Annotated in this window: 23 protein-coding genes; 10 read left to right on the forward strand and 13 right to left on the reverse strand. The window is 48.4% G+C overall.

Annotated features, from left to right (window positions below; translation table 11 throughout):
* The first annotated feature begins 224 nt into the window (after positions 1–224).
* From glnE to H8K29_RS05350, 6 genes are all read left to right on the forward strand, one after another.
* The gene (gene glnE, locus H8K29_RS05325; RefSeq protein WP_186896732.1) at positions 225–2,975 is read left to right on the forward strand and encodes a bifunctional [glutamate--ammonia ligase]-adenylyl-L-tyrosine phosphorylase/[glutamate--ammonia-ligase] adenylyltransferase; all 2,751 of its coding nucleotides are present in this window, start codon (positions 225–227) and stop codon (positions 2,973–2,975) included.
* Positions 2,976–3,322: 347 nt separating this feature from the next.
* The gene (locus H8K29_RS05330; RefSeq protein WP_255423268.1) at positions 3,323–5,692 is read left to right on the forward strand and encodes a TonB-dependent siderophore receptor; all 2,370 of its coding nucleotides are present in this window, start codon (positions 3,323–3,325) and stop codon (positions 5,690–5,692) included.
* Between the two features lie 75 nt (positions 5,693–5,767).
* Positions 5,768–6,949, forward strand: a complete 1,182-nt coding sequence (locus H8K29_RS05335; RefSeq protein ID WP_186896733.1) for an alpha-hydroxy acid oxidase — start codon at positions 5,768–5,770, stop codon at positions 6,947–6,949.
* A 13-nt stretch (positions 6,950–6,962) separates the two neighbouring features.
* Positions 6,963–7,646: a Fe2+-dependent dioxygenase gene (locus H8K29_RS05340; protein WP_186896734.1), complete on the forward strand. Its 684-nt coding sequence runs from the start codon at positions 6,963–6,965 to the stop codon at positions 7,644–7,646.
* Positions 7,647–7,682: 36 nt separating this feature from the next.
* On the forward strand, positions 7,683–7,955 hold the full coding sequence (locus tag H8K29_RS05345) for a PepSY domain-containing protein (protein WP_186896735.1): 273 nt from the start codon (positions 7,683–7,685) through the stop codon (positions 7,953–7,955).
* Complete coding sequence (locus tag H8K29_RS05350; protein WP_370527137.1) at positions 7,939–8,484, forward strand: cytochrome b/b6 domain-containing protein; 546 nt, start codon at positions 7,939–7,941, stop codon at positions 8,482–8,484. The genes H8K29_RS05345 and H8K29_RS05350 overlap by 17 nt, the downstream gene beginning before the upstream one ends.
* Positions 8,485–8,710: 226 nt before the next feature.
* Here H8K29_RS05350 and H8K29_RS05355 read toward each other — a convergent pair whose 3' ends face one another.
* From H8K29_RS05355 to H8K29_RS05365, 3 genes are all read right to left on the reverse strand, one after another.
* On the reverse strand, positions 8,711–9,730 hold the full coding sequence (locus H8K29_RS05355) for a serine hydrolase (protein WP_370527138.1): 1,020 nt from the start codon (positions 9,728–9,730) through the stop codon (positions 8,711–8,713).
* Positions 9,731–9,838: 108 nt separating this feature from the next.
* Entirely contained in the window at positions 9,839–10,534 is a 696-nt protein-coding gene (locus H8K29_RS05360) for a nitroreductase (RefSeq protein WP_186897138.1), read from the reverse strand.
* A complete protein-coding gene (locus H8K29_RS05365) occupies positions 10,534–10,971 on the reverse strand; it encodes a thioesterase family protein (RefSeq protein ID WP_186883177.1) in 438 nt (145 codons plus the stop codon). The genes H8K29_RS05360 and H8K29_RS05365 overlap by 1 nt, the downstream gene beginning before the upstream one ends.
* A 345-nt stretch (positions 10,972–11,316) precedes the next feature.
* Here H8K29_RS05365 and H8K29_RS05370 point away from each other — a divergent pair, with 345 nt between their 5' ends.
* Positions 11,317–11,883, forward strand: a complete 567-nt coding sequence (locus H8K29_RS05370; RefSeq protein ID WP_186896736.1) for a phasin family protein — start codon at positions 11,317–11,319, stop codon at positions 11,881–11,883.
* Positions 11,884–11,970: 87 nt separating this feature from the next.
* Here H8K29_RS05370 and H8K29_RS05375 read toward each other — a convergent pair whose 3' ends face one another.
* The 6 genes from H8K29_RS05375 to H8K29_RS05400 form a co-directional block, all read right to left on the reverse strand.
* On the reverse strand, positions 11,971–12,696 hold the full coding sequence (locus H8K29_RS05375) for an ABC transporter ATP-binding protein (RefSeq protein ID WP_186896737.1): 726 nt from the start codon (positions 12,694–12,696) through the stop codon (positions 11,971–11,973).
* Positions 12,696–13,466, reverse strand: a complete 771-nt coding sequence (locus H8K29_RS05380; RefSeq protein ID WP_186883174.1) for an ABC transporter ATP-binding protein — start codon at positions 13,464–13,466, stop codon at positions 12,696–12,698. The genes H8K29_RS05375 and H8K29_RS05380 overlap by 1 nt, the downstream gene beginning before the upstream one ends.
* An 11-nt stretch (positions 13,467–13,477) precedes the next feature.
* Positions 13,478–14,668, reverse strand: a complete 1,191-nt coding sequence (locus tag H8K29_RS05385; protein WP_186896738.1) for an ABC transporter ATP-binding protein — start codon at positions 14,666–14,668, stop codon at positions 13,478–13,480.
* 11 nt (positions 14,669–14,679) lie between these two features.
* Positions 14,680–15,609, reverse strand: coding sequence for a branched-chain amino acid ABC transporter permease (locus H8K29_RS05390; protein WP_186896739.1), 930 nt, complete (start codon positions 15,607–15,609; stop codon positions 14,680–14,682).
* A 477-nt stretch (positions 15,610–16,086) separates the two neighbouring features.
* Positions 16,087–17,052 (reverse strand): 4-hydroxy-3-methylbut-2-enyl diphosphate reductase, encoded by a 966-nt coding sequence (gene ispH / locus H8K29_RS05395; protein WP_186883171.1) that lies wholly within the window; start codon positions 17,050–17,052, stop codon positions 16,087–16,089.
* Positions 17,053–17,056: 4 nt separating this feature from the next.
* Complete coding sequence (locus tag H8K29_RS05400; protein WP_186896740.1) at positions 17,057–17,512, reverse strand: peptidylprolyl isomerase; 456 nt, start codon at positions 17,510–17,512, stop codon at positions 17,057–17,059.
* A gap of 86 nt (positions 17,513–17,598) precedes the next feature.
* Between H8K29_RS05400 and radC the strand changes: the two genes are divergently transcribed.
* The 3 genes from radC to rpmG all read left to right on the forward strand — a co-directional run bounded on the left by radC (position 17,599) and on the right by rpmG (position 18,828).
* Positions 17,599–18,273: a DNA repair protein RadC gene (gene radC, locus H8K29_RS05405; protein WP_186896741.1), complete on the forward strand. Its 675-nt coding sequence runs from the start codon at positions 17,599–17,601 to the stop codon at positions 18,271–18,273.
* 125 nt (positions 18,274–18,398) lie between these two features.
* On the forward strand, positions 18,399–18,635 hold the full coding sequence (gene rpmB, locus H8K29_RS05410) for a 50S ribosomal protein L28 (RefSeq protein WP_162040513.1): 237 nt from the start codon (positions 18,399–18,401) through the stop codon (positions 18,633–18,635).
* 25 nt (positions 18,636–18,660) lie between these two features.
* Positions 18,661–18,828 (forward strand): 50S ribosomal protein L33, encoded by a 168-nt coding sequence (rpmG, locus tag H8K29_RS05415; RefSeq protein ID WP_110257750.1) that lies wholly within the window; start codon positions 18,661–18,663, stop codon positions 18,826–18,828.
* 133 nt (positions 18,829–18,961) lie between these two features.
* Here the strand turns inward: rpmG and H8K29_RS05420 are convergent, their stop codons facing one another.
* The 4 genes from H8K29_RS05420 to purN form a co-directional block, all read right to left on the reverse strand.
* Positions 18,962–20,164 carry a fatty acid desaturase gene (locus tag H8K29_RS05420; protein WP_186896742.1) on the reverse strand — a complete coding sequence of 401 codons (1,203 nt, stop codon included), beginning with the start codon at positions 20,162–20,164 and terminating at the stop codon, positions 18,962–18,964.
* Between the two features lie 130 nt (positions 20,165–20,294).
* A complete protein-coding gene (locus H8K29_RS05425) occupies positions 20,295–21,611 on the reverse strand; it encodes a mechanosensitive ion channel family protein (RefSeq protein WP_186896743.1) in 1,317 nt (438 codons plus the stop codon).
* A 70-nt stretch (positions 21,612–21,681) separates the two neighbouring features.
* The gene (locus H8K29_RS05430) at positions 21,682–22,938 is read right to left on the reverse strand and encodes an RsmB/NOP family class I SAM-dependent RNA methyltransferase (RefSeq protein ID WP_186896744.1); all 1,257 of its coding nucleotides are present in this window, start codon (positions 22,936–22,938) and stop codon (positions 21,682–21,684) included.
* A 41-nt stretch (positions 22,939–22,979) separates the two neighbouring features.
* Positions 22,980–23,585 carry a phosphoribosylglycinamide formyltransferase gene (purN, locus tag H8K29_RS05435; RefSeq protein ID WP_186896745.1) on the reverse strand — a complete coding sequence of 202 codons (606 nt, stop codon included), beginning with the start codon at positions 23,583–23,585 and terminating at the stop codon, positions 22,980–22,982.
* Positions 23,586–23,604 lie beyond the last annotated feature (19 nt).

Here is a 23,604-nt window from a genome sequence, read left to right on the forward strand (position 1 = left end):
GCTGGTCACTGGATATACCGCTATTTTCAACATACTCCCCTATATTTTTCTTCATTTCGCCCAATTGTCCGCAGAAACATTGGGCTTTAAATAATACTCCCCCGGAGTATATTTACGCCTTCCAGGAGGAACTTCACACTTCTTTGATTAAGACGCCCGCAGCCGATCAAGATGACTTAGAATCGAAGCAACACTGCGACACCGCGCTTTCCCAACGACTGACTATGACTATCACGCCACCCGACCAAACTGACATCCCCGATATTCTGAATGCATCGCGTTTCCTGCAACGCTGGCTGCAAGGCGGCAGCGACCGTCAGACAATGTTGGACGAGATTTCAAGATTATCCTTGACCCCGGCAATTTTTGCTCAGATTTTACAAAAAGAAATTTCATCTGGTGCGACGCTGAACAAAGCCATGCGTCGTTTGCGCAACCTCGTCGTCTGCACCCTGATCAAACGCGATCTGTGCGGCGACGCAGACATGCACGAAGTGGTGACGACGATCAGTGAATTTGCCGACTTCGTCGTGCAGCAGCATCTGGCCGCACTCAGCGCTGAAATGCAGAGTTTATACGGCACACCGACCGGGGAAGACAGCGGCCGCGTGCAGGAAATGATCGTGCTCGGCATGGGCAAGCTCGGCGGCTATGAACTCAATGTCTCGTCGGATATCGATCTGATCTTTTGCTATGCCGAAGATGGCGACACCGTTACCAGCGACAGCACGCAACGCAGCTTGTCGAATCATGAATATTTCACCCGCCTCGGCAAAAAACTGATTGCCGCGATTTCTGAAGTGACCGAAGACGGCTTCAGTTTCCGCGTCGATATGGCATTGCGCCCGAATGGCGCCTCCGGGCCGCTAGTCGCCAGCTTTGGTATGGTTGAGGAATATTTCCTGATTCAGGGGCGCGAATGGGAGCGTTATGCCTGGGTCAAAGCACGCGCCATGACTGGCACAGCGGAAGATATAACCACGCTGGAAAAAATTATCCGGCCGTTTGTCTATCGTCGCTATCTTGATTACGGCTCGATTGATTCGCTGCGTTCCATGCATGCGCAGATCCGCGCCGAGGTGGTACGCCAGGAAAGCAAACATCCCGAACGCAGCAACAATGTGAAGCTGGGACGCGGCGGCATCCGTGAAGTGGAATTTCTGGCGCAGGTATTTCAACTGATACGCGGCGGCCGCGACACCAGCCTGCGTGACCGCTCGACCCGCAATACCTTATTGACGCTGGCCGAAAAAGGAATACTCGACACCCGTATGGTGCAACAGTTGATTACTTCTTACACTTTTTTGCGCAACCTCGAACATCGTTTGCAATATCTGGATGATGCGCAAACGCATACCTTCCCGGCGCAAACAGAAGACCAGTTGCGCATTGCGCAAATGATGCGTTGCCAGAGTGTGGAAGAACTGCTGGCGCAATTGCAGCCGCATCGCGCCTTTGTCGCAGAACAGTTCGACGCCATTTTTAAAGATAAAGCAGACAACAGCACAGAAGCCGCCCAATATCTGCTGACAGCCAATCTCGGCAGCAGCGACAGCGAAGAATTACTGACATCACAATTAAGCAACGCGGGCTTTCATGAGGCGGGCGATGTTGCACGCAGACTGATCGCCAGCTGGCAGTCGGGGAAAATTCAAAGCTTGTCAGAGTCCAGCCGCAATAAAATGATTGCGCTGATCAACAATGCTTTGCCCCAGATCGCCAGACAAGAAGAAATGCAACTGGCTTGCTGGAACCGCCTGCTCGATTTTCTCGAAACCATTGCACGCCGCTCGGCCTATCTGTCTTTGCTGACTGAATATCCGCATGCGCTAGCACGCGTGATCCGCATGATGGAAGCCAGCGACTGGGCCGCCAAGTTCCTGACCCGCCATCCCATCCTGCTGGACGAATTGCTCGATGAGTCATCGCTGCACCAGCGTCCTGATTGGGGCAGTTTTGAGCAGGATCTGAAGCGACAACTCAGCCAGCACCAGGGTGACACGGAACGCCAGATGGAAACCTTGCGTGAGCTGCACCATGCAATGCAGTTCCGCTTACTGGCACAAGATCTGGAAGGCCAACTCAGCGTAGAACATCTGGCAGATGAACTCTCCAGACTCGCTGATCTGATCGTGGCGGCGACGATACAGGCCGCATGGGAAACCATCGCCAGCCGGCATCGCGAGGTGCCGCGTTTTGCCGTGATTGCCTACGGCAAACTGGGTGGCAAAGAACTCAGTTACGCGTCGGATCTGGATGTGATTTTTCTGTATGACGATGACGATCAGGAAGCGCCCGGCAATTACGCCAAACTCGCACAGCGCTTCATCACCTGGATGACCAGCCACACGCCGGCGGGCATACTGTTCGACATCGATATCGCGCTGCGTCCTGATGGTGCGAGTGGCTTATTGGTGTCTTCGCTGGGTTCTTTCGCCCGTTACCAGGAAAAATCCGCCTGGTTATGGGAACATCAGGCACTGACCCGTGCCCGCTTTTGTGCTGGTGATGGCATGATCGCGCAGGAATTTGAACGCATCCGCGATCAGGTATTGCGTCAGCCCAGAGATGTTGCCGGGTTATCGCTGGAAGTCGTCAGTATGCGTAAAAAAATGCGTGATGCGAACATTAACCGCAGCGAATTATTTGACCTCAAGCATGATGCTGGCGGCATGATCGATATCGAATTTATGGTGCAGTATCTGGTTCTCAGACATGCCCATCAATATCCGCAACTCACAGCCAATATCGGCAATATCGCCTTGCTGAAACTATGTGGCGAACTCGCTCTGATTGATGCCGATCTGGCAGGAAAAACTGCCAAAGCTTACCGCTGGCTGCGCAAATTGCAACATGGCATCCGCCTGCAAGGGGAAGACCGTGCACGCATCACCGCCACCAAAGTTACTCAGGAAGTAGCAGCAACGCGGCAATTATGGGCGTCGCTGTTTGGCGACGACATCACACCGGCATAGATCCCTCTAAGCTTATCTTCCAGATACAGGGCACAGCCGACATCGCAACGCTTTGGCCTGTATCTGACTCCGGCGACTATCCGCCAGCATTTCCTCCAGCGTCATTCCCAACGCATGCAGCCTGCTCAGTTAATCGCGGCAGCAGACATGCGTTGGCGCGTTCCGTTTTTCCACAACCAACGGCACTATATTTGCGCCCAAACCTCACACACAAGCGCCAATACCATAACCGTGCACTCACCAAGGGAATAAGTAACAACAATGCAAATGAGACTAATTCCTATTTACATTAATTAAAATGTTGTTTACACTACGCGCAAACCTTTAACTTCAACCAGGAGCACACCTTGAGAAATAAGCAAACGCGCCAGCCAAATAGCCTACGCATCAATGACACGACATTCATTTCTATGAATAAAACCAGCATTGCCATGGGCATTTCCACCGCGATGTTTATTCCATTAGTGGCGATGGCGCAAACAGCACCAGCAAAACCTGCCGATGACAAAACGCAGGCACTGCCAGAAGTGCAAATTTATGGCAAAGCATTGGATCCGAACCCGAATGCAGAATCGGGCGTGCCTTACAAAGCAAAAACGTCTGGAGATTCCCGTCACACCCGCCCGCTGGCCGAGACACCACAAACCATTTCTGTCATTACTAAAGCTGCTATTGATGATTCCGGACTGACTGAACTGAAACAGATTCTGAGCGCACAGCCTGGCATTACCCTCGGTACCGGTGAAAATGGTAACGCCTTTGGCGACCGTTACATCATTCGTGGCCAGGAAGCCCGTAGTGACGTATTCGTTGACGGTCTGCGCGACCCGGGAATGACGACACGCGAAAGTTTCGCGATTGAACAGCTGGAAATTTCCAAGGGACCAAGCTCCAGCTTTGCTGGTCGCGGCAGTGCTGGCGGTGCGGTGAATGCCATCACGAAACAAGCAACTTTAGATAAAGATTTCTCCAAAGTGTCTATCGGTGCAGGTACCGACAATCAAAAACGTGTGACTGCCGATATTAACAAAGGCTTTGGTGATAACTTCGCTTTGCGTGCCAACGTTCTCTACGGTGATGAAGGCATACCAGACCGCTCACCGTCAAACCGCAATCGTAAAGGTGTGGCACTGTCCGGTCTGTGGGAAGCTAATGAAAATCTGTTTGTGACGCTGGATTACTACGGTTTGCGTACCGAAGATAAAGCACCGGATCTTGGTTACTATCTGGTTGGCACCGTACCTGACCGCGTTCCGGCAAAAAATGTTCCGGTCTATGCCCAAGCCAATGATTTTCTCAAGTCGGATGTTGATACCCTGACCGCACGCGTCAAGTGGAAAATCGCACCGGCGCTCACGCTCAACAGCCTGACACGTTATGGCAAATCCGGTAATTCCTATGTCACGACCGGCGCATCCAGTGCAACCCGTTACGATGGTGCGACGGGCAAAGCGTACACGACAGGCGTGCTGGATGGCGGGCATACCGGCTGGCAGGATGTCGATTATTTCGCGCATCAAAGTAATCTGCGCTGGGATAAAGAATTGCTGGGTCTGAAACACGAATTCATCTTCGGCGCAGAATACACCGATCACAAAGTCGTTTCTGGTAACTTCGCCGTCAGCAACAGCGGTGCGTTTAACTGTAAAACAACCGCAGGTATCGGCGCGAATAATGGCTATTGCTTTACTGATAGTAATGGTGTGCCAGTCAGCAACCTGAATACACTCGCAGGTCGCAACGGCACCCGTCAGGGCTGGACTCAGAACTGGCAGGTAAAAACGATCGCACTGACAGCGATGGATACAGTTGATCTGACCGATCGCTTCACTGCATTTGGTGGTTTGCGTGCCGATTATTTTGACCTGTCACTGATCCGCCGCAACAATACTACAGCCGCTATCACTGGCGACTACAGCTACAACGATACACTGGTCAACGGTCACCTTGGGCTGAGCTATAAAGTCACGCCAAAACTGATCGTCTACGGCAGCATGGCAAGTGCGCAGGATATCAACGGCGGTGAAGCCGATGCTGGTACCAGCAGCGGTTACGGTGGCGCTGTCTTGTATCAAAATCAGATCGCAGGTGCTAAGCCTGAAACCTCGATCAATCTGGAGCTGGGTGCAAAATGGAATCTGTTCGACGACAAATTGCTTGCAACGGCAGCGATATTCCAGACCAAAAAATCTGATGTGATGGAAGGCGCCAATTACGACACCATCGGTACATTCAACACAGGTAAAAATCGTGTACAAGGTATAGAGTTTGGCCTCGCTGGTGATGTGACTGAAAAACTGTCAGCACAAGTCGGTCTGGCGATTTTGCGATCAAAAGTGCTGGATTCTGCAACGGCATCAAATATTGGTCGTCCTTTGAGTAACTTTGCTGAAAAATCATTCTCTGCACAAGCTAAGTATCAATTGACAAACGCATTCTCGTTCGGGGCTACTGCCCGCTACGAAAGCGACCGTTGTGGTGGTCAACCAGACACTGCGGCTGGTTACACTGCGACTGGCTATTGCTCGCAACCAGTGCCGTCATTTGCTGTCTACGATGTATTTGCTGCGTATCGTTTTTCCAAAAAGCTGGATCTGCGCGTGAACGTATTAAACGCAACGAACAAGGACTACTACACGGCGGTTTATCGTTCCGGCTCATTCCTGTATAAAGGCGATGCCCGTGCAGTACGGTTAACGCTGAACTATGAAATGTAAGTTCGCTGCAAAAACCATCATCAACGCTTCATAACGTTAGATACAATGTCGGGCACTTGCCCGACATTTGCTGATATGACTAATACAACCACCGCAACGGCGCAAGCTGCGCTCAGCACTATTCCACCGGACATACGCTGCGCACAGGATTACGAGCGTCTGGCGCAACAATTCATGGTGCTCCCCCACTACGAATATGTTGCAGGTGGTTGTGGTCGCGACATCACTGTCGCGGCAAATCTGAACGCCTTCGCCCTATGGGCCATTTATCCCCGTCTGCTACGAGATGTCACCGCTGGTCACACCCGGCTGACGTTGGGGCAGCAAACATTCCCCCACCCGGTTTTTATGGCACCGGTCGCGTTTCAGCAACTCGCTCATCCGGCCGGAGAAATAGATACTGCCCGTGCTGCGCAGGCGATGCAGAGCTGTATGGTCAGCAGCACGCTGTCATCCGTCCGCATGGAAGACGTTGCGACTGTCGCCAGTAATGGTGGCTCGCCGCGCTGGTTCCAGCTGTATTTTCAGCCCCAACAAAATGACACACTGGATCTCATCAACAGAGCAGTAAATACAGGCTATAGCGCCATTGTCGTCACTTTAGATGCATCGATTCAGGCTGCCAGCTTACGCGCCCAGCGCGCAGGCTTTCGTATGCCACAAGACTGTGTGGCAGCCAATCTGCGCGATCATACTGCACCTGCAAACATCACTCTCAGCCCCGGTGAAAGCCGCGTCTTTCAGGGCATCATGCGCGACGCGCCAACCTGGAAAGATCTTGAGTGGCTGATGACCCAGACATCGCTGCCAGTCTGGGTAAAAGGTGTGTTACATCCCGACGATGCACGCGCACTGCAAAACATGGGCGTGGCTGGCATCATCGTCTCGAATCACGGCGGGCGTAGTCTGGACGGTGCCCCTGCCAGCCTCGATGCGCTACCTGCCATTCGTGCTGCCGTCGGTACCAGTTTTCCCTTATTGCTTGACAGCGGCATACGCTCTGGCAGCGATATCTTCAAAGCCCTGGCGTTGGGTGCAGATGCCGTTCTCATAGGCCGTCTGCAAATGTACGCACTGAGTGTCGCCGGTGCTCTGGGCGTCGCCCACATGATCAAGCTGCTGTGTGAAGAACTCGAAATATGTATGTCGCTGGCAGGTTGCGCGACACTGAAGGAAATCAATCGCGGCGCTTTAGTGCGATGCGGCACATCGGCCACGTCCACTGATTTTCCGCCTCGCGACAACAGTCACAAATAAATGAGATGAAATTATGCTGATTACTATCGATCACGTATTGAGTAAGGATGAAGTAAAACAATTCCGTCGCTATCTGGATAATGCTGAGTGGAATGACGGCACCAAAACAGCAGGAACACTGGCGCGTAACGTCAAACGTAATGCACAGATTGATGATAGTACGGAAGTCGCAATCAGCCTGGGCAACCATATTCTGCGTTCGCTCGGGAATAATCCGCTGTTCGTCTCGGCGGCGTTACCGCGCAAAATATATCCACCAAAATTCAATCGCTACGCTGACGGCGGCACCTACGGCACGCATGTGGACAGTGCGATCATGCAGATACCCGGCACCAATCTGAGCCTGCGCACCGACTTATCCGCCACATTATTTCTGGCTGAGCCGGATGAATATGAAGGCGGCGAGTTAGAGATCGAAACAGAATTCGGTGTACAGGCAGTCAAACTGGAAGCCGGCAACATGGTGTTGTACCCATCATCCAGTCTGCACCGGGTGATGCCAGTCACCGAAGGAGCCAGAGTCGCTTCATTTTTTTGGATAGAAAGCCTGGTCAATGATGAAGGCGAACGTGCGATGCTGTTCGACCTCGATCAAACCATACAAAAACTGACACCGTCCATTGACGCAAATGATCCTCGTTTGCTGAAACTCACGGGTATTTACCATAACCTGCTGCGCCGCTGGTCGATTACCTGAATCACCATTGAGCATTACCTTCACCAAGGAGTTTGTATGACATCGATAATCAAAAAAATTATTCCACTGCTTCTCGCTTTTTCAGCAAGCTATGCGTCAGCCCACGGAGATGTGAAGTGTACGAGCCAGCCCAAATCGGAATGGCGACCACACACGGAATTACACCAGAAACTGACCAAGGAAGGTTGGGTTATACGCCGCATGGAAATGACTTCAAGCTGCTACGAAGTCTATGCCAAAGATCCGCAAGGCAAGCGCATCGAGGCTTTTTTTGATCCGGTGACATTCAAGCGTGTTGAAGAAAATTAAGCAGTCAGTCTGGGATTTGCCAGTACGCCTGCTGCACTGGCTGTTGGTTGCAACGATTACAGCAGCCTGGATCAGCAGCCATCGTACTGGCTCAGCGCACGAATACATTGGCTACGGTGCCGGCATGATCGTTTTGCTGCGGCTACTGTGGGGTTTTACTGGCAACCGTTATGCCCGCTTCCGGCAATTCGTTCGCCCTGCCCCGCTGACGCTGCAGTATCTGCGTGAAGTGGTGCAAGGTCATGCAGCTCGCTATCTGGGACATAATCCTTTGGGCGGATGGATGGTCATTGCATTGCTAAGCTGTGTCGGCCTGCTCGTTGTCAGCGGCTGGCTCACGACCACCGATTTATTGTGGGGCTATGCGTGGCCGGTGCTGTTACACACCACCATCGCCTGGGCCTTAATCGGACTGATTGCTTTGCATATCAGCGGCGTCTTATTTACCAGTTGGCAGCATCATGAAAACCTGATCGCCGCCATGCTCACCGGGAAGAAAGCGCCTGCTGGTGACGATGATATTGAGTGACGACTCAATGGGATGTCAGCCCTAAAAAACTGGACTATAAGAACAATGAACAAAGGATTCGCATATCTGAGCTAGCTACAGCGGAGCCTCAAACATATTGATGAAGTAATGCAAATGCGTGGAAGATGTGGGGATAATCAGAAGTTATTTGATGGCATCACAGACAAAAAAACGGTGATGCCATCCGTGCTGATATCGGTTAAATCAGCATTGATCAAGCGCAGAATCAGACTTGTGGTTTAGCGCTTTCCAACCATTTTTTAATACGGCCAGCGTCTGCCAGACGAGAGTATTTTCCCTTGGAATCAAGGAATACCATGACAATTGCACGACCTTCTATCATCGCCTGCATTACCAGGCAGCGACCAGCCTCTGCAATGTAACCGGTTTTTTGTAAACCGATTTCCCATGCAGGATTCGAGACCAGTTTATTCGAGGTACCGTATTCAAGCTGACGACCGCCAGGATTGACCACATATTTGGAGTCAGTTGAATACTCGCGAATGACAGGGTGCTGATACGCAGCATTAACTAGCTTGACCAGATCTTTTGCACTTGCACGGTTCTGGCTCGATAAGCCACTGGAATCAACATAGTGCGTTTCCGACATTCCCAGTTGGTGCGCTTTCGCATTCATCGCGTTGACAAAGGCTGGCAAGCCACCTGGGTAACTCCGCCCTAACGCCGATGCAGCGCGATTCTCAGAACTCATTAAAGCGATATGCAACATATCTGAGCGCGACAACTTCGCACCGATCTTCAGACGGGAACCTGTTCCCTTTTCTTTATCGATGTCATCTGTCGTAATTTCTATCAGCTCATTCAAATCCTGATTCGCTTCGACGACAACCAGACTCGTCATGAGTTTGGTAATGGAGGCAATCGGTAAAGATACATTGGAATTTTTTTCAAACAAGACCTTAGAACTCGCCTGATCAACCACGTAGGCAACGTTTGATTGTAAGGCCAAAGGATCGTGTGAATGATTGAGTCCTACAGTATCGCCAACACTGGGCTTTTCTGGCACCACAGGTACCGCCGCAACACGTTCAGTGATCACTCTGCGTTTACCGTTAACAACAGCATAACGTTTAGTCGTTTTTGCAGCGGCTGTTTTGACCACTTTTTTGTGGACAATATGTTTCTTATGCGAGGTGTGTTTATGTTCGGTCGCCTGCGCCGATAAAATCGTGGCGGGGAACAGGCTAACAAAAGAGAGGATTAAGGCTTGACGGGCAAATTTCACTGTCACTAACTCCTATTAAAATATGCCAAAAAATTTGATGCAGTTTAGCAAATCTCAAAAAAATCGCAAGATAATTAATAACTTAGCGTAAGTTTTTGAAGCAATACATCATGTTAAAAATTTAACGAACGCAGATATAGACTCACGTTCAGTGACCAGCGTATTTTCCACTTTCGACGTATCTGCGTAACCCAAAGCCATGCCACAAACAAGCATTTCATTTTCAGAAAACTGTAGTTGCTCACGGATAATTTTATGATACTGGGTAAAAGCGGCCTGTGGGCAAGTATCCAGACCACGGGCTTTTGCTGCAAGCATGATATTTTGTAAAAACATGCCGTAGTCTAACCAGGAGCCTTGTTCCATTACGCGATCAATGGTGAAAATCAATCCCACCGGTGCATCAAAAAAAGCATAATTCCTGCCATGTTGCGCATGCATTCCCTGTTTATTTTCACGTGCAAGTCCAAGCAAGGCATATAAGTCCCAACCAACTTTACGTCGCCGCTCCAGATAGGGACTGACCCATTTTACGGGGTAATAATTATATTCCTCAGTATGCGGCTCTTCTGTCGAGGGATGTTGATGGGCATGCAGAATTTTTTCAGACAGCTGCGCCAGACTATCGCCCGTCAATACATAGACTTTCCATGGCTGCGTATTGCTCCCGGATGGTGCGCGCGATGCCACCTCAAGAATGCGCTGTATGTCTTCGGACGCCACTAAATCAGGTAAAAATGCACGAACCGAACGGCGTTCAGTAATAATCTGGTCAACAATTTGCTGGGAAGGGGAAGCTATCATCATGAATCACTTTTTATTGATTGCAAAAGTAAGCGCAAAGCGTCTGGGAGCAGGACCGGACGGCGGCTCGCCCTATCCACATAGACGTGGACGAAATGACCTTGTGCGCACGCTTCAGTCTCATCTGCTTTAAAAATACCCAGTTCGTAACGCACACTGGAATTTCCCAATTTACTCACAGAAACACCGGCGGTCACTTTGTCAGGAAAAGCGACGGAAGCAAAATAATTACACTGAGTTTCTATCACGAGCCCAATCACATTACTTTTCTCAACATCAAGTACCTGATGACTGATCAGAAATTCATTGACGACGGTATCAAACCAGCTGTAATACACCACATTATTCACATGACCATACGCATCATTATCCATCCAGCGTGTGGTTATTTCATGGAAATGGCGGAAGTCGCTACGGCTTTTCGCTTGTATCTTCATTAGTCCCCTTTTACATCGGCTCAGCTGGCCGCTTTTGACTGGAATAAAAGTCTAACATAAGCTTACAAATTCATTATCCTGTCATACAGAAAAGGGAGACTACGCGTTGAGAATCGACATTTCTCCTGACTCGGCAGGCAAGGTCAGAGTTTGATCAAAAATGAAGACGTTAAAATATTGCATTAATTGCATAATTACGCTTGATTAAGCGCGATGAAGCAATATAATAATTACTGCAATGCACAAATTTAACGAACGACTGCATTTATCGATTGTATTTGTTCTGTTTCAATAAATGCTGAAAACACCCTCTATCTGATTCCCCCTTTTAAACAGGAGATCATCATGTTTTCCGTACCTGAACAACTTTCCAATGCAACTAAAGCAAACTTAGACGCACAACTCGCGTTATTTTCTAACCTGAGCGGTAAAACCTTCGAAGGTGTTGAGAAATTAATTGAATTGAATCTGAATGCAATTAAAAGCTCATTCGAATCGTCTGCGGCAACCACAAAACAATTGCTGGCAGCAAAAGATCCTCAGGAATTTTTTGCTCTGAGCAGTTCACACGCTCAGCCAAGTGCAGAAAAATTACTCGACTACAGTCGCCATCTGACATCAATAGCATCTGCCGCACAAGCAGAACTCACGCATGCTGCAGAAGCACAAATAACTGAAAGCAACCGCAAGTTTCAGGCATTGTTTGATGAAGTTTCGAAAAATGCGCCTGCAGGATCAGAACAATTCGTTTCGTTTTTTAAAACAGCGATCACGAATATGAATTCCGGATACGAGCAATTAAGTAAAACCACTAAACAAGCCGTAGACGCAATAGAAGCTAATCTGAACAACACAGTCGCACAAATCTCCCAAGCAACAGAAAAAGCAACTCCTCGTGCTACAAAGAAATAAACGTATATAAGCCCCCGACATTCAGGGGCTTCAGTTGTAAAAAAAAGCCCCGGAAGTTTCCGGGGCTTTTTTTATGAAGGGAAATAATCAGGCTTCACCTAAATACGCCGCCTGAACTTTTGGATCATCCAGCATGTCTTTGGCGTTACCGTTCATGGTGATGGTGCCTGACTCCATCACATAACCACGATGAGCGGCCTGCAGAGCTAATTTTGCATTTTGTTCTACCAGCAAAATCGTAATACCCTGTGCTGAAACATTTCTGATGACTTCAAAAATCTTCTCAACCATAATGGGTGACAACCCCATTGAAGGCTCATCCAACAACAATAATTCAGGATGGCTCATCAATGCTCTTGCCATCGCCAACATCTGTTGCTCGCCACCGGAAAGGGTGCCTGCCAGTTGAGCAGAGCGTTCTTTCAGGCGAGGGAAAATCGAGAACCATTTATCGATATCACTTTCAATACCGGCTTTATCATTTCTGGTAAAAGCACCCATCATCAGATTTTCAAGAATCGTCATACGGGTAAAGACGCCTCGTCCTTCAGGTACCATTGCCAGATGGTTCGTCACCAGTTCAAAAGAGTTTTTTCCTCTGATGGATTTGCCTAAGTAAAAGATATCACCTTCCACCGTACAGCTCGGCAAAGTACCGGTGACCGCTTTTAATGTAGTGGTTTTCCCCGCGCCGTTCGCACCAATCAACGTGATCAATTCGCCCTTATTCACCTCAAGGTCTATGCCTTTAACGGCCTTAATCCCACCGTAAGCAACCTTCAGATTACTGATCTTTAAAATGTTCTCAGCCATTAATGAGCACCTCCCAAATATGCTTCGATTACCGCAGGATTTTTCTGAATATCAGCCGGAACACCTTCTGCAATCGGTTTGCCATAATCCAATACGGTAATACGGTCACACAGGCCCATCATCAATTTCACGTCATGCTCAATCAAGAGTACGGTCTTTCCTTCGGCCTTGATTTTCACCAGCAGTTCTCTGAGTGCAAGTTTTTCAGTCGCATTCATACCTGCCGCAGGCTCATCAAGAGCAAGTAATTTCGGATCAGTCGCTAACGCGCGGGCAATTTCAAGTCTGCGCTGATCACCGTAAGAAAGAAACTTGGATGTACGTCCGGCGAATTGTCCAATACCGACAAAATCGAGCAATTCCTGCGCCCGGCGACGGATTGCCGCCTCCTCTTCACGCGCTGCAGCGTGTTGGAATATAGCGCCAAATACACCTTGTTTGGTACGGATATGACGCCCCACCATCACGTTTTCGAGTGCAGTCATTTCGCCAAACAGACGGATATTCTGGAAGGTACGGGCAATCCCCGCCTTAGCGACCTCATGCGGTGCCGAAGGCGAATACGGCTTACCATCCAGCTCGAAGCTGCCGGTATCAGGTTGATACAAGCCGGTGATCACATTAAAAAAAGTTGTTTTACCAGCGCCATTCGGGCCGATCAAACCGTAAATCTGACCTTTCTTGATGTCAATCCCTACGTTTGACAATGCTTGCAAACCACCAAAACGCTTGTTCGCACCCTCAATTTTCAACATTGTTTGTTCAGTCATCTTGATCTTCCTTATGCTGCTGCGTCATTCGTTTTGGCCATTCTGTCTTCATGTTTCGGCGCAGGCCATAAACCGGCCGGACGATTCAACATGACAACCACCATTGCCAGACCGTACAACAGTTGGCGCAATACCTCCGCATCAATCCAGATTTTTCCGAATATCAACATCTGCACTGGCTCAACCACGTGACGTAACACTTCAGGTAATGCCGCGATCAGAATCGCGCCCAGAATCACGCCGGGAATATGACCGATCCCTCCCAGTACGACCATGGCGAGAATTACCATAGACTCGGTCAGAGAAAAAGACTCTGGTGAAACGAATCCCTGAAACGACGCGAACATGGCACCAGAAATACCACCAAATGATGCGCCCATGGAAAACGCCAGCAATTTCACGTTACGCGTATTGATACCCATCGCTTTTGCAGCGATTTCATCTTCCCGAATCGCTACCCAGGCTCTTCCGAGACGCGAGTGCTGCAAACGTGTCGATACAATCACGATGGCGATACACAAAAATAAAAACAGGAAATAATAGGCATTCACCGATGGCATGCTGAAACCAGCCAGATTAATCGTCGCATTGGAACCCGCTTCACCTGCCAGCGAAACACCTAAGACACTGACCGGATCAATCATGTTGATCCCCTGAGGTCCGTTCGTAATATTGACCGGCGCATTCATATTATTCATAAAAATGCGGATAATCTCACCGAAACCCAGCGTCACGATCGCAAGGTAATCGCCGCGCAGCTTTAATGTAGGCGCACCAAGCAATGCACCAAATAAGCCCGCAATGGCTGCAGCAAAAGGAATAATGATCCAGACCGAAAGATGAATACCCTTTTGTGCGATTTCCGGGCCAAACAGCGTTACCAGAAAATTCCCGAGTGCCGGGTAATTTTCAACAAACGACGCCAGAACAGTCGCAAACTGTGGTGAACCGAAAAGTGCTGCCAGATAAGCACCTACCGCATAAAACGCGATATAGCCAAGATCGAGCAACCCGGCAAAACCGACCACAATATTTAAACCAAGCGCCAGCATGATGTAGAGTAATGCGAAGTCAATAATACGAACCCAGGAATTACCAAAATTTGCAGCAACAAACGGGAAAAGAACCAGCACTACCCCCAACACAGCAAAGCTGGTGTAGGCCTTTTTAGGATTTGCTTTGACATCAAATATAGTTGACATTGATCTTCCCCTTACGCACGGTCAGCAACGCGTTCACCCATGATGCCGGATGGTCGCAATGTCAGTACGATAATCAAAACAATAAAAGCAAAAATATCCTGGTATTGGCTACCGAGTACGCCTCCGGTTAAATCACCGATATATCCTGCTCCCATACTTTCGATTAACCCGAGAATGATGCCGCCAACCATCGCACCATAAATATTACCGATTCCGCCTAATACAGCCGCAGAGAAAGCTTTTAAGCCGGGAACAAATCCCATGGCGAACTGTGCAGACGAATAATTGGCAGCCCACATTACGCCTGCAATGGCAGCAAGTGCGGCACCAATTGCAAACGTGGCGACGATCACCTTATTCGAATCAACACCCATTAAGCCAGCAACACGGGGATTTTCAGCCGTCGCCCGCATTGCACGTCCCATCTTGGTTTTTTCTACCAGCAGCACCAGCGCTATCATCGCCACGGTAGCCAGTACCAGCAGTAAAATTTGCACCTGAGAAATCACTGCCCCGCCAACCTCAACAGGGATAGTCGGCATGACAGAAGGGAATGAGATAGGACTACGCCCCCAGATCATCATGGCAAAGGTCTGCACCAGAAGTGAAACACCAATTGCCGTGATCAATGGAGCCAGACGAGGCGCATTGCGCAAACGGCGATATGCCACACGCTCAATAAGCAGATTGACAGCAATACAGACTGGAATTGCGCCAAGAATTGCAATCAGCAACATGACGAAACCAGGAAGTCCGGGCGCATAGACCTGCAAAAGCTTGATGATACTCAGCCCCGCCATCGCGCCCACCATCAGCACATCACCGTGTGCGAAGTTAATCAGATTCAGCACCCCATAGACCATGGTGTACCCCAGGGCAACCAGAGCATACATACTACCTAAGACAAGCCCATTAATAATTTGTTGGATAAAGGTATCCATATTTCGCATCTCTCTCTATAAACGAATCGGAATTTCAGCTAAACGACGACTTTGAACTGGATAAGCTAGTTCGTAATCAGCAAAAATCATTCCTGTTAACAAAAAACGGCTCCCGTTAATCAGGGGGCCGCTCGTGTTTTAACAATTTGCTATCCGAAAAGGCGCGTCATCATATCGAGAGTGCCAATAGTACGTGTAATGCACATGATCAATTCTCCTCTGCAACTTTTTGTAAAAGTTTTTCTAATATTTAGACTTCTTTGTTACGCCATTGAAGTGGGCGGAATTATACAGATGCGACACTCTGTACGAGTGGTAAAAAAACCACCCGATGCTACGTATTTTCCACAAAAATCAATGGCGACTGTCAACACTTGATCAATTTGGTCAATATCCGCATTGATGTGCGGAACAATCTTAAATACGAATTGGCAAAATAAAATATTGAATATCGATAGAAAACAAATTTTTCAATTGTTATGTCGATGAGTTTGCCTGGTGTGATATTTCCTTATTGGCACTGAGTCCTTTTGGCATAGGAAACGTCACATGCTCCTGAACACCATCTAAAGCCCGGACGCTGCGTGCACCAAGATCGCGCAAACGCGCAATCACCTCAGCCACCAATACTTCTGGAGCAGACGCGCCAGCAGTAACACCAATGCGCAGGACATTTTCCAGCCAGACAGGATTGATCTGCGCCGCATTGTCGACCATAAATGCAGGTACCCCAATTTTTTCGGCAAGTTCACGTAAACGATTTGAATTCGAACTGTTTGGACTTCCAACCACCAACACCAGATCGACTTGAGGTGCCATGAACTTTACAGCCTCCTGACGGTTAGTTGTTGCGTAACAGATATCCCCCTTTTTGGGTTCACTGATGGATGGAAAGCGCCGCTTCAGAGCGGCGATAATTTCGGCAGTATCATCAACCGACAGCGTAGTCTGCGAGACATAAGCCAGCATCGCAGGATCCGAAACGATCAAGCGATCTACATCCTCAATTGTCTCAACCAGATACATCCCGCTTTCTGCCTGTCCCATCGTACCTTCGACTTCCGGATGCCCCTGGTGACCGATCATGATAATTTCCCGGCCCTCATCACGCATCTTAACAACTTCAGAATGAACCTTTGAGACCAAAGGACAGGTAGCATCAAAAATCTGTACGCCACGTTCTTCTGCTTCTTTACGGACGGCCTGAGATACACCATGCGCAGAAAAAACCAAGGTATTTCCGCGAGGAACGTCGTTCAGGTCTTCGATAAAAATAGCCCCTTTTTCTTTCAAATCATTCACAACATAAGCGTTGTGTACGATTTCATGCCTGACATAGATAGGTGCACCAAATTTCTCTAATGCCCTCTCCACGATTTCAATTGCACGATCTACCCCGGCGCAAAAACCACGGGGCTGAGCCAATAAAATCTCTTTTTCCATGTGTTTACAAAATCCCTATGATTTTTGTTTCAAACAATAAGGTCTGCCCGGCAAGGGGATGATTGAAATCAAAAATATATCCCTGTTCATCCACTGAACGTAACACTCCGGCAAAACGTCCACCGGAAGGAGCGGCAAAATCAACCAGATCTCCAACGACGTATTGTTCGCCAGATGCCGAATTTTCTTTTAAAGTAGCGACAGACACACGCTGAACCAAGTCAGGATTACGTGGACCGAACGCTTTTTCCGGCGATAATTCTTGCGTTACATGAGCTCCCTCTGTCAAGCCAATCAGAGACAGTTCAAGCTCAGGAGCAAGCTGGCCGGTTCCCATCTGCAATGTTGCCGGGCTTTCTTTGAATGTGCTGATAATGTCTTCACCATCTAAGGTCGCGAGCCGGTAATGCAAAGTAAGATAAGCATCTTTAGTAACAATGGGTGTTTTGGAAGTGGTCATGATCAATGGCTTTAACAAATAAGTGTCTATTGTAAGCCAGCTTTTGTACTTCGATTCTTTTCTGAAAATTCCGGAGTGACGTAAATATGGCAATTAACGATTGGCCTGAAGATCAGAGGCCAAGGGAAAGACTGATCAGATTTGGCGCGGCTGCGTTATCGGACGCTGAACTCCTGGCTGTGTTTTTACGAACCGGCGTTACCGGGAAAAGCGCGGTGGACCTGGGTCGCGAGATGATCAATAGCTTTGGCTCTTTATCAAAGTTATTTAACGCCACCATTACCGAGTTCTCGGCCATTCACGGATTAGGGCATGCTAAATACGCACAATTGCAAGCTGTGCTTGAATTGGCCAGAAGGTCTATTCACGAAGAGTTGCAGATCAACGCCGCCCTCTCTTCACCGCAAGCTGTTAAGCATTATCTGCAACTATTAATCGGAAACAAAACACATGAATCATTTGCGGTTCTGTTTCTCGACACGAAAAACAGGCTGATTACATCAGAAGAATTATTTCGGGGCACCCTCAATCATGCCAGCGTATACCCTAGAGAAGTAGTTAAAACAGCCTTGCAACACAACGCAGCGGCCATTATTCTTGCTCACAACCACCCGTCAGGCTCCTGCGAACCCAGCGATGCCGATGTGCGACTAACGCAAACTCTGAAGCAGGCACTGGCACTGGTCGATGTACGAGTACTGGATCATTTTATTATTGCAAACCCAGACGTTTACTCCTTCGCAGAGCATGGTTTACTCTGAATTTTAAATTGTTAAATTAATTTTCAAATTAAGACACAATTGTTTTTCGCAAGTCATTGATAATTCATGGGATTTTGTTTATACTCTCATTTTTTCCAATTTCGGAAACTATCAAGGAGTTAAATATGGCACGTGTCTGCCAAGTAACTGGGAAAGGGCCGATGGTTGGCAACAACGTTTCCCACGCTAATAACAAAACAAAACGTCGCTTTTTGCCTAACCTGCAAAACCGTCGCTTTTTCGTAGAATCAGAAAACCGTTGGGTTTCTCTGCGTTTATCTAACGCTGGTCTGCGCGTCATTGACAAAATCGGTATTGATGCGGTTTTGGCTGACCTGCGTGCTCGCGGCGAAAAAGTTTAAGCTAAACTATTGTTAGGAAATCATCATGGCTAAATCTGGTCGCGACAAAATCAAACTGGAATCGACTGCTGGTACAGGTCACTTCTACACAACATCTAAAAACAAGCGCACGATGCCTGAAAAAATGGAGATCATGAAATTTGATCCTAAGGCACGTAAGCATGTAATCTACAAAGAAACCAAAATTAAATAATTTTGCGTTTTTAGTAGCAATAAAAAAACCTCGCATTGCGAGGTTTTTTTTTCGTCTTTCGTTTCCCTGAATGTTCTCGATTAACCATAAAAAAACGGCGCTACTCACGCCGTTTCTTATACGCTATGCCGTATCAGGCGTAGGTGCGCAACCTGCGGGAAAAATCGTGTAAAGTCTGAATACCCGACGCTTCAGCACGCAGACACCAATCCTGCAGTTGATGCACCAGTTGTTCACGGCTGACTGTCGAACGCTCCCAGATCAGTCCTAATTCAACACGCATATCATGCATCGTCTGCAATACGGTACTGTGAGCCAACACTTCTGACAATTCCTGTTTCTGAGATACTTCCAGCTTGGTCGGTTCACGCTGCAACAGTTTTTTTGTGACTTTCAGACGTGCCGCTTCAAACTGGGCTTTCTCGCGTAATAAAACAACTTCATCATGCCAGGTTTTACGCAAGGATTTTGCATACTTAGCCATGACATCGTAGCGATTTGTGATCACCGCCTGCAAAGTTTCCATATCGACTGCGGATTTCAACTCGACAAATTTTGGTTCCGGCGCCACTTTTTTCACCGTCGCCCAACCAACCATTTCCATGGTGCGGATATACATCCAGCCAATATCAAACTCGTACCACTTAGATGACAACTTCGCCGAAGTGCCAAACGTGTGGTGGTTATTGTGTAACTCTTCGCCCCCAATCAATATTCCCAATGGAAATATATTGGTAGAAGCATCAACACAATCATAGTTACGATAGCCCCAGTAGTGACCGATACCGTTAATTATTCCGGCGGCAGTAATCGGAATCCATACCATCTGCACTGCCCAGACAGTAATACCGATTACGCCAAACAGGAGAAAGTCGATAAGCAGCATTAACACAATACCTCGCCCGCTGAAGCGGGTGTAGACATTCCTCTCCAGCCAATCGTCAGGAGTACCATGACCGTATTTCTGCATGGTTTCCAAGTTCTTGCATTCGCTACGATATAATTCGGCGCCCTCGAACAACACTTTCTTGATGCCACGCGTCTGCGGACTGTGCGGATCCTCTTCAGTCTCACACTTTGCGTGATGTTTACGATGGATAGCAGCCCATTCTTTCGTGACCTGACCAGTGGTCAGCCACAGCCAGAAACGGAAAAAATGACTAGGAATAGCGTGCAATTCCAGTGCGCGATGCGCCTGACAACGATGGAGAAAAATCGTTACGCTGGCAATCGTAATATGAGTAACGATTGCTGTGAATACAAAAACTTGCCAGCCGGTGGCACGGGTAATGCCATTGGAAAGAAAATCTATTGCGGTTTCAATAAAAGTGCTCAAAATATCATGTACTCCGTCGTTATCGCTTGCTTCGTAGCTTATGTTGTATAAATATACGCACAACCTTAGTGGCACGTGCGCGGGTATTGTACGCGTTTTTAGAGGGGTTCCACCAATTTATATGCGTCCATCAGCTCAACTTTGCAGCCTCCGACGGCTCGTTTTTGAGTAATGTCACCACTCTTTGTGGAAACGGCAGATCTATGTTGTGCTCTTTAATAACTTGCCAGATCGCCAGATTAACCTCGGACAGCACGCCGACACGCCCATTCTCTGGATCAGATATCCAGAATCCAACACGGATCTCAAAACCATCGGCGCCAAACTTAATCAGAGATGCCGACGGGGCAGGATCTTGTGCAACCCGTGCAACCTTAGCGACCGCAGATGCTAACAGAGCCAGCAGAGTATCCAGATCAGTCTGATAGGAAACCGTCAGATCCGTCGACATCGCCACCTTGCTATTGGTTAACGAATAATTTTGTACCGGCGTTGAAACAAGCATTTCGTTTGGAATCACGGATTCCGAACCATCGGTCCCCAACACAACAGTGTACCGGGTATTGATCTGAGTGACTTTTCCGCTGAATTTATCTACGGTAATCATATCTCCGATAGACATGCTGCGGTCGAGCAAAATAATGAATCCCGACACATAACTACTGGCAATTTTCTGTAAACCAAATCCTAAACCAACCCCAAGTGCGCCGCCAAATACGGAAAGGACGGTTAAGTCTATCCCGACAATGGTCAGACTCATCAGAATTGCGACGAGAATAAGCAATGCGCGCCCGACACGGGAGAGAACAACTTTCAACGATGTATGCACCGTTGGCAACATCATCAGCCGGGTTTCAAGTGCGGCGCTGGCCCACAATGCGACAATTAAAGTAATCGCGACGGAGATACTTGCCTGAAAAATCGTCAGCAAGGAGATTTTATTCTTACCGACTGGAATGACCAGGTCATCCATTGCTTCCAATAAATCTGGCCACAAACCACTGAAGTGCAGGACAACACCGACCCACACCAAGCCTGCGAATAGCTTTTCAAAAAGAGCCAGAAACTTACCTAAGCTTCCATCCCTGGCAAAAGTCTTACGTACAACATAAAACCCAAAGCGTATGAGTGCCAGAGAACCTATCACTGGAAATAGTAACCGGATCAGATTGGTATGCTGCCATTGTCCCAAAATCGCTTTACCGATCAGTAAAAACAATAAGGTCAGCGCGGGCGTCAGCACACGTGAAAAACTACCGACACCTAATTGGACAACACCTGAGCTGGCATGCTCACGACTACCCGCGACACTACTTTTAAGAAAGCGCGAAATGACCCAGGCAAGCGCAAAACAACATAACACGGTCCCCACTTGCCAAAAAAACTGAGGCTCACGAAAATCGGTGGCCAGATCTGACAATAAACTGGCGAGTAATGGTGCGCTCATATTGGGAAAATAAATCGGGAAAATAAAAATGTCCTCTTCGCATAACGAAGAGGACTATAGAAGGAACAAATTATTTATTGCGTTCTAATATCGCAGCAAAGAAACCGTCAGTCTGATGAATATGTGGATACAACTTCAGATAGTCGCCCATCTCCAGTTCTATCTTTTGCTCAGCCAAGACTTTTGATGCCGGAACTAAAGTGAAATCAGCATGTTCCGCCAGGAAAGCCTGAACAATCGCTTCATTCTCTTCATCCAGAATACTGCATGTCGCATACACCAAACGACCACCAGCTTTCACCATGCGAGAGGCACTCGCCAGAATAGAAGCTTGCTTTACATTCAGTTCCGCCACACCTTCGACCGTCTGGCGCCATTTGACGTCAGGATTGCGGCGTAAAGTCCCGAGGCCACTGCATGGTGCATCAACCAGCACACGATCAAGCTTGCCTGCCAAGCGCTTAATTTTTGCGTCCTTCTCATGCGCAATCACAACCGGATGCACGTTTGATAAACCACTGCGGGCGAGACGTGGTTTCAGCTTCGCCAGACGCTTCTCAGAAATATCAAATGCGTATAAACGACCTGTGTTGCGCATCGTTGCACCGAGTGCCAATGTCTTACCACCAGCACCAGCACAAAAATCGGCAACCATTTCACCACGTCGGGCGCCAACCAGTTGCGCGAGTAACTGACTACCTTCGTCCTGAACTTCTATCGTGCCGTCTTTAAATAACGGCAAATTCTGTATCGATGGCTTTTTCTTTACCCGCAAACAAGTGCTGGAATACGGTGTCGGCTCGGCAATAATCGGTGCCTGCGCAAGTGCCGCAGCGACATCATCACGATTAGCTTTCATCGAGTTCACACGTAAATCAAGAGACGCAGGTGTATTCAATGATTCCGCCAGCGCCAGCGCCTTCTCTTCACCAAAACGCTCACTTAATTTTTCCCACAGCCAGGCAGGTAAATTAGCCTTCATTACGACGGGTAAATGTGAGCGATCGATTTGCATCACCCGTTCTAACCAACTGGTTTCTTCTTCGGTGAGCCCACCTAGCGACTCAGCACCAACAGCATCTGCCAGACCAAGCAAGGTCAGACGTCGCATCGGCGAACCAGAACCAGATTCAGCAAAATTGGTATATACCGATTTATTCCGCAACAAGCCGTAAATCGCTTCAGCGATCACGCCGCGTTCACGCGAACCAAGGCGCGGATGTTCGCGGAAATAGCGGGATAAAGTACCATCGGCTGGACCGGTAAAACGTAAAATCTCGCGTAAAACTTCTTCTGTGTGGCCAGTAATGGCGGGAGGTAATCTCATGCTGCTTCCTTAAAATTCTATATCGGTCAATGTTGACCTGTTTATTCACTGACCGTAACGATATGGCCAGTAATATTGATTTTGTCTTCCACAAACAGGCGTACCGCCTGTGGATAAATGACATGCTCCTGCTCCAGTACGCGAAGAGCCAGACTGTCCTCGGTATCATCCGCTTTGACAGGAACAACTGCCTGAGCAACAATCGGCCCGTGATCGAGCTCAGCAGTCACAAAATGCACCGTCGCGCCATGTACCTTGACGCCAGCATCCAGTGCCTGCCGGTGTGTCGCAAGGCCAGTAAAACTCGGCAACAATGATGGATGTATATTCAGCAAACGCCCGGCATAATGCTCTACGAATGCAGGTGTGAGAATCCGCATAAAACCCGCCAGGACAACAAGATCAGGCGAATATTCGTCAATCTTCTGCTGCAGCACATGATCGAATGCTTCGCGAGATGAAAATTCTTTACTGACGACAACGGCTATATCTATGCCAAGTCCGGCAGCGTAGGCCAAACCGCTGGCATCGGCTTTGTTACTGATTACGGCAGCAATCTGTGCTGGCCATTTTTGTGAAATGCAGGCATCAACGATTGCCCGCATATTACTACCACGACCAGAAATGAGAATAACGATCTTTTTCATGGCGGCATTGTAACGCTGT

Origin of the sequence: Undibacterium sp. CY21W, assembly GCF_014284265.1 — a bacterium.
Taxonomy (GTDB): domain Bacteria; phylum Pseudomonadota; class Gammaproteobacteria; order Burkholderiales; family Burkholderiaceae_D; genus Undibacterium; species Undibacterium aquatile.

Excerpts from the sequence above, each read along its gene's own strand:
- glnE (WP_186896732.1), top strand. The coding sequence starts at position 225 with ATGACTATCACGCCACCCGACCAAACTGACATCCCCGATATTCTGAAT.
- H8K29_RS05335 (WP_186896733.1), top strand. The coding sequence starts at position 5,768 with ATGACTAATACAACCACCGCAACGGCGCAAGCTGCGCTCAGCACTATT.
- H8K29_RS05340 (WP_186896734.1), top strand. The coding sequence starts at position 6,963 with ATGCTGATTACTATCGATCACGTATTGAGTAAGGATGAAGTAAAACAA.
- H8K29_RS05345 (WP_186896735.1), top strand. The coding sequence starts at position 7,683 with ATGACATCGATAATCAAAAAAATTATTCCACTGCTTCTCGCTTTTTCA.
- H8K29_RS05360 (WP_186897138.1), bottom strand. The coding sequence starts at position 10,534 with ATGATAGCTTCCCCTTCCCAGCAAATTGTTGACCAGATTATTACTGAA.
- H8K29_RS05365 (WP_186883177.1), bottom strand. The coding sequence starts at position 10,971 with ATGAAGATACAAGCGAAAAGCCGTAGCGACTTCCGCCATTTCCATGAA.
- H8K29_RS05370 (WP_186896736.1), top strand. The coding sequence starts at position 11,317 with ATGTTTTCCGTACCTGAACAACTTTCCAATGCAACTAAAGCAAACTTA.
- H8K29_RS05375 (WP_186896737.1), bottom strand. The coding sequence starts at position 12,696 with ATGGCTGAGAACATTTTAAAGATCAGTAATCTGAAGGTTGCTTACGGT.
- H8K29_RS05380 (WP_186883174.1), bottom strand. The coding sequence starts at position 13,466 with ATGACTGAACAAACAATGTTGAAAATTGAGGGTGCGAACAAGCGTTTT.
- H8K29_RS05385 (WP_186896738.1), bottom strand. The coding sequence starts at position 14,668 with ATGTCAACTATATTTGATGTCAAAGCAAATCCTAAAAAGGCCTACACC.
- H8K29_RS05390 (WP_186896739.1), bottom strand. The coding sequence starts at position 15,609 with ATGGATACCTTTATCCAACAAATTATTAATGGGCTTGTCTTAGGTAGT.
- ispH (WP_186883171.1), bottom strand. The coding sequence starts at position 17,052 with ATGGAAAAAGAGATTTTATTGGCTCAGCCCCGTGGTTTTTGCGCCGGG.
- H8K29_RS05400 (WP_186896740.1), bottom strand. The coding sequence starts at position 17,512 with ATGACCACTTCCAAAACACCCATTGTTACTAAAGATGCTTATCTTACT.
- radC (WP_186896741.1), top strand. The coding sequence starts at position 17,599 with ATGGCAATTAACGATTGGCCTGAAGATCAGAGGCCAAGGGAAAGACTG.
- rpmB (WP_162040513.1), top strand. The coding sequence starts at position 18,399 with ATGGCACGTGTCTGCCAAGTAACTGGGAAAGGGCCGATGGTTGGCAAC.
- rpmG (WP_110257750.1), top strand. The coding sequence starts at position 18,661 with ATGGCTAAATCTGGTCGCGACAAAATCAAACTGGAATCGACTGCTGGT.
- H8K29_RS05425 (WP_186896743.1), bottom strand. The coding sequence starts at position 21,611 with ATGAGCGCACCATTACTCGCCAGTTTATTGTCAGATCTGGCCACCGAT.
- H8K29_RS05430 (WP_186896744.1), bottom strand. The coding sequence starts at position 22,938 with ATGAGATTACCTCCCGCCATTACTGGCCACACAGAAGAAGTTTTACGC.
- purN (WP_186896745.1), bottom strand. The coding sequence starts at position 23,585 with ATGAAAAAGATCGTTATTCTCATTTCTGGTCGTGGTAGTAATATGCGG.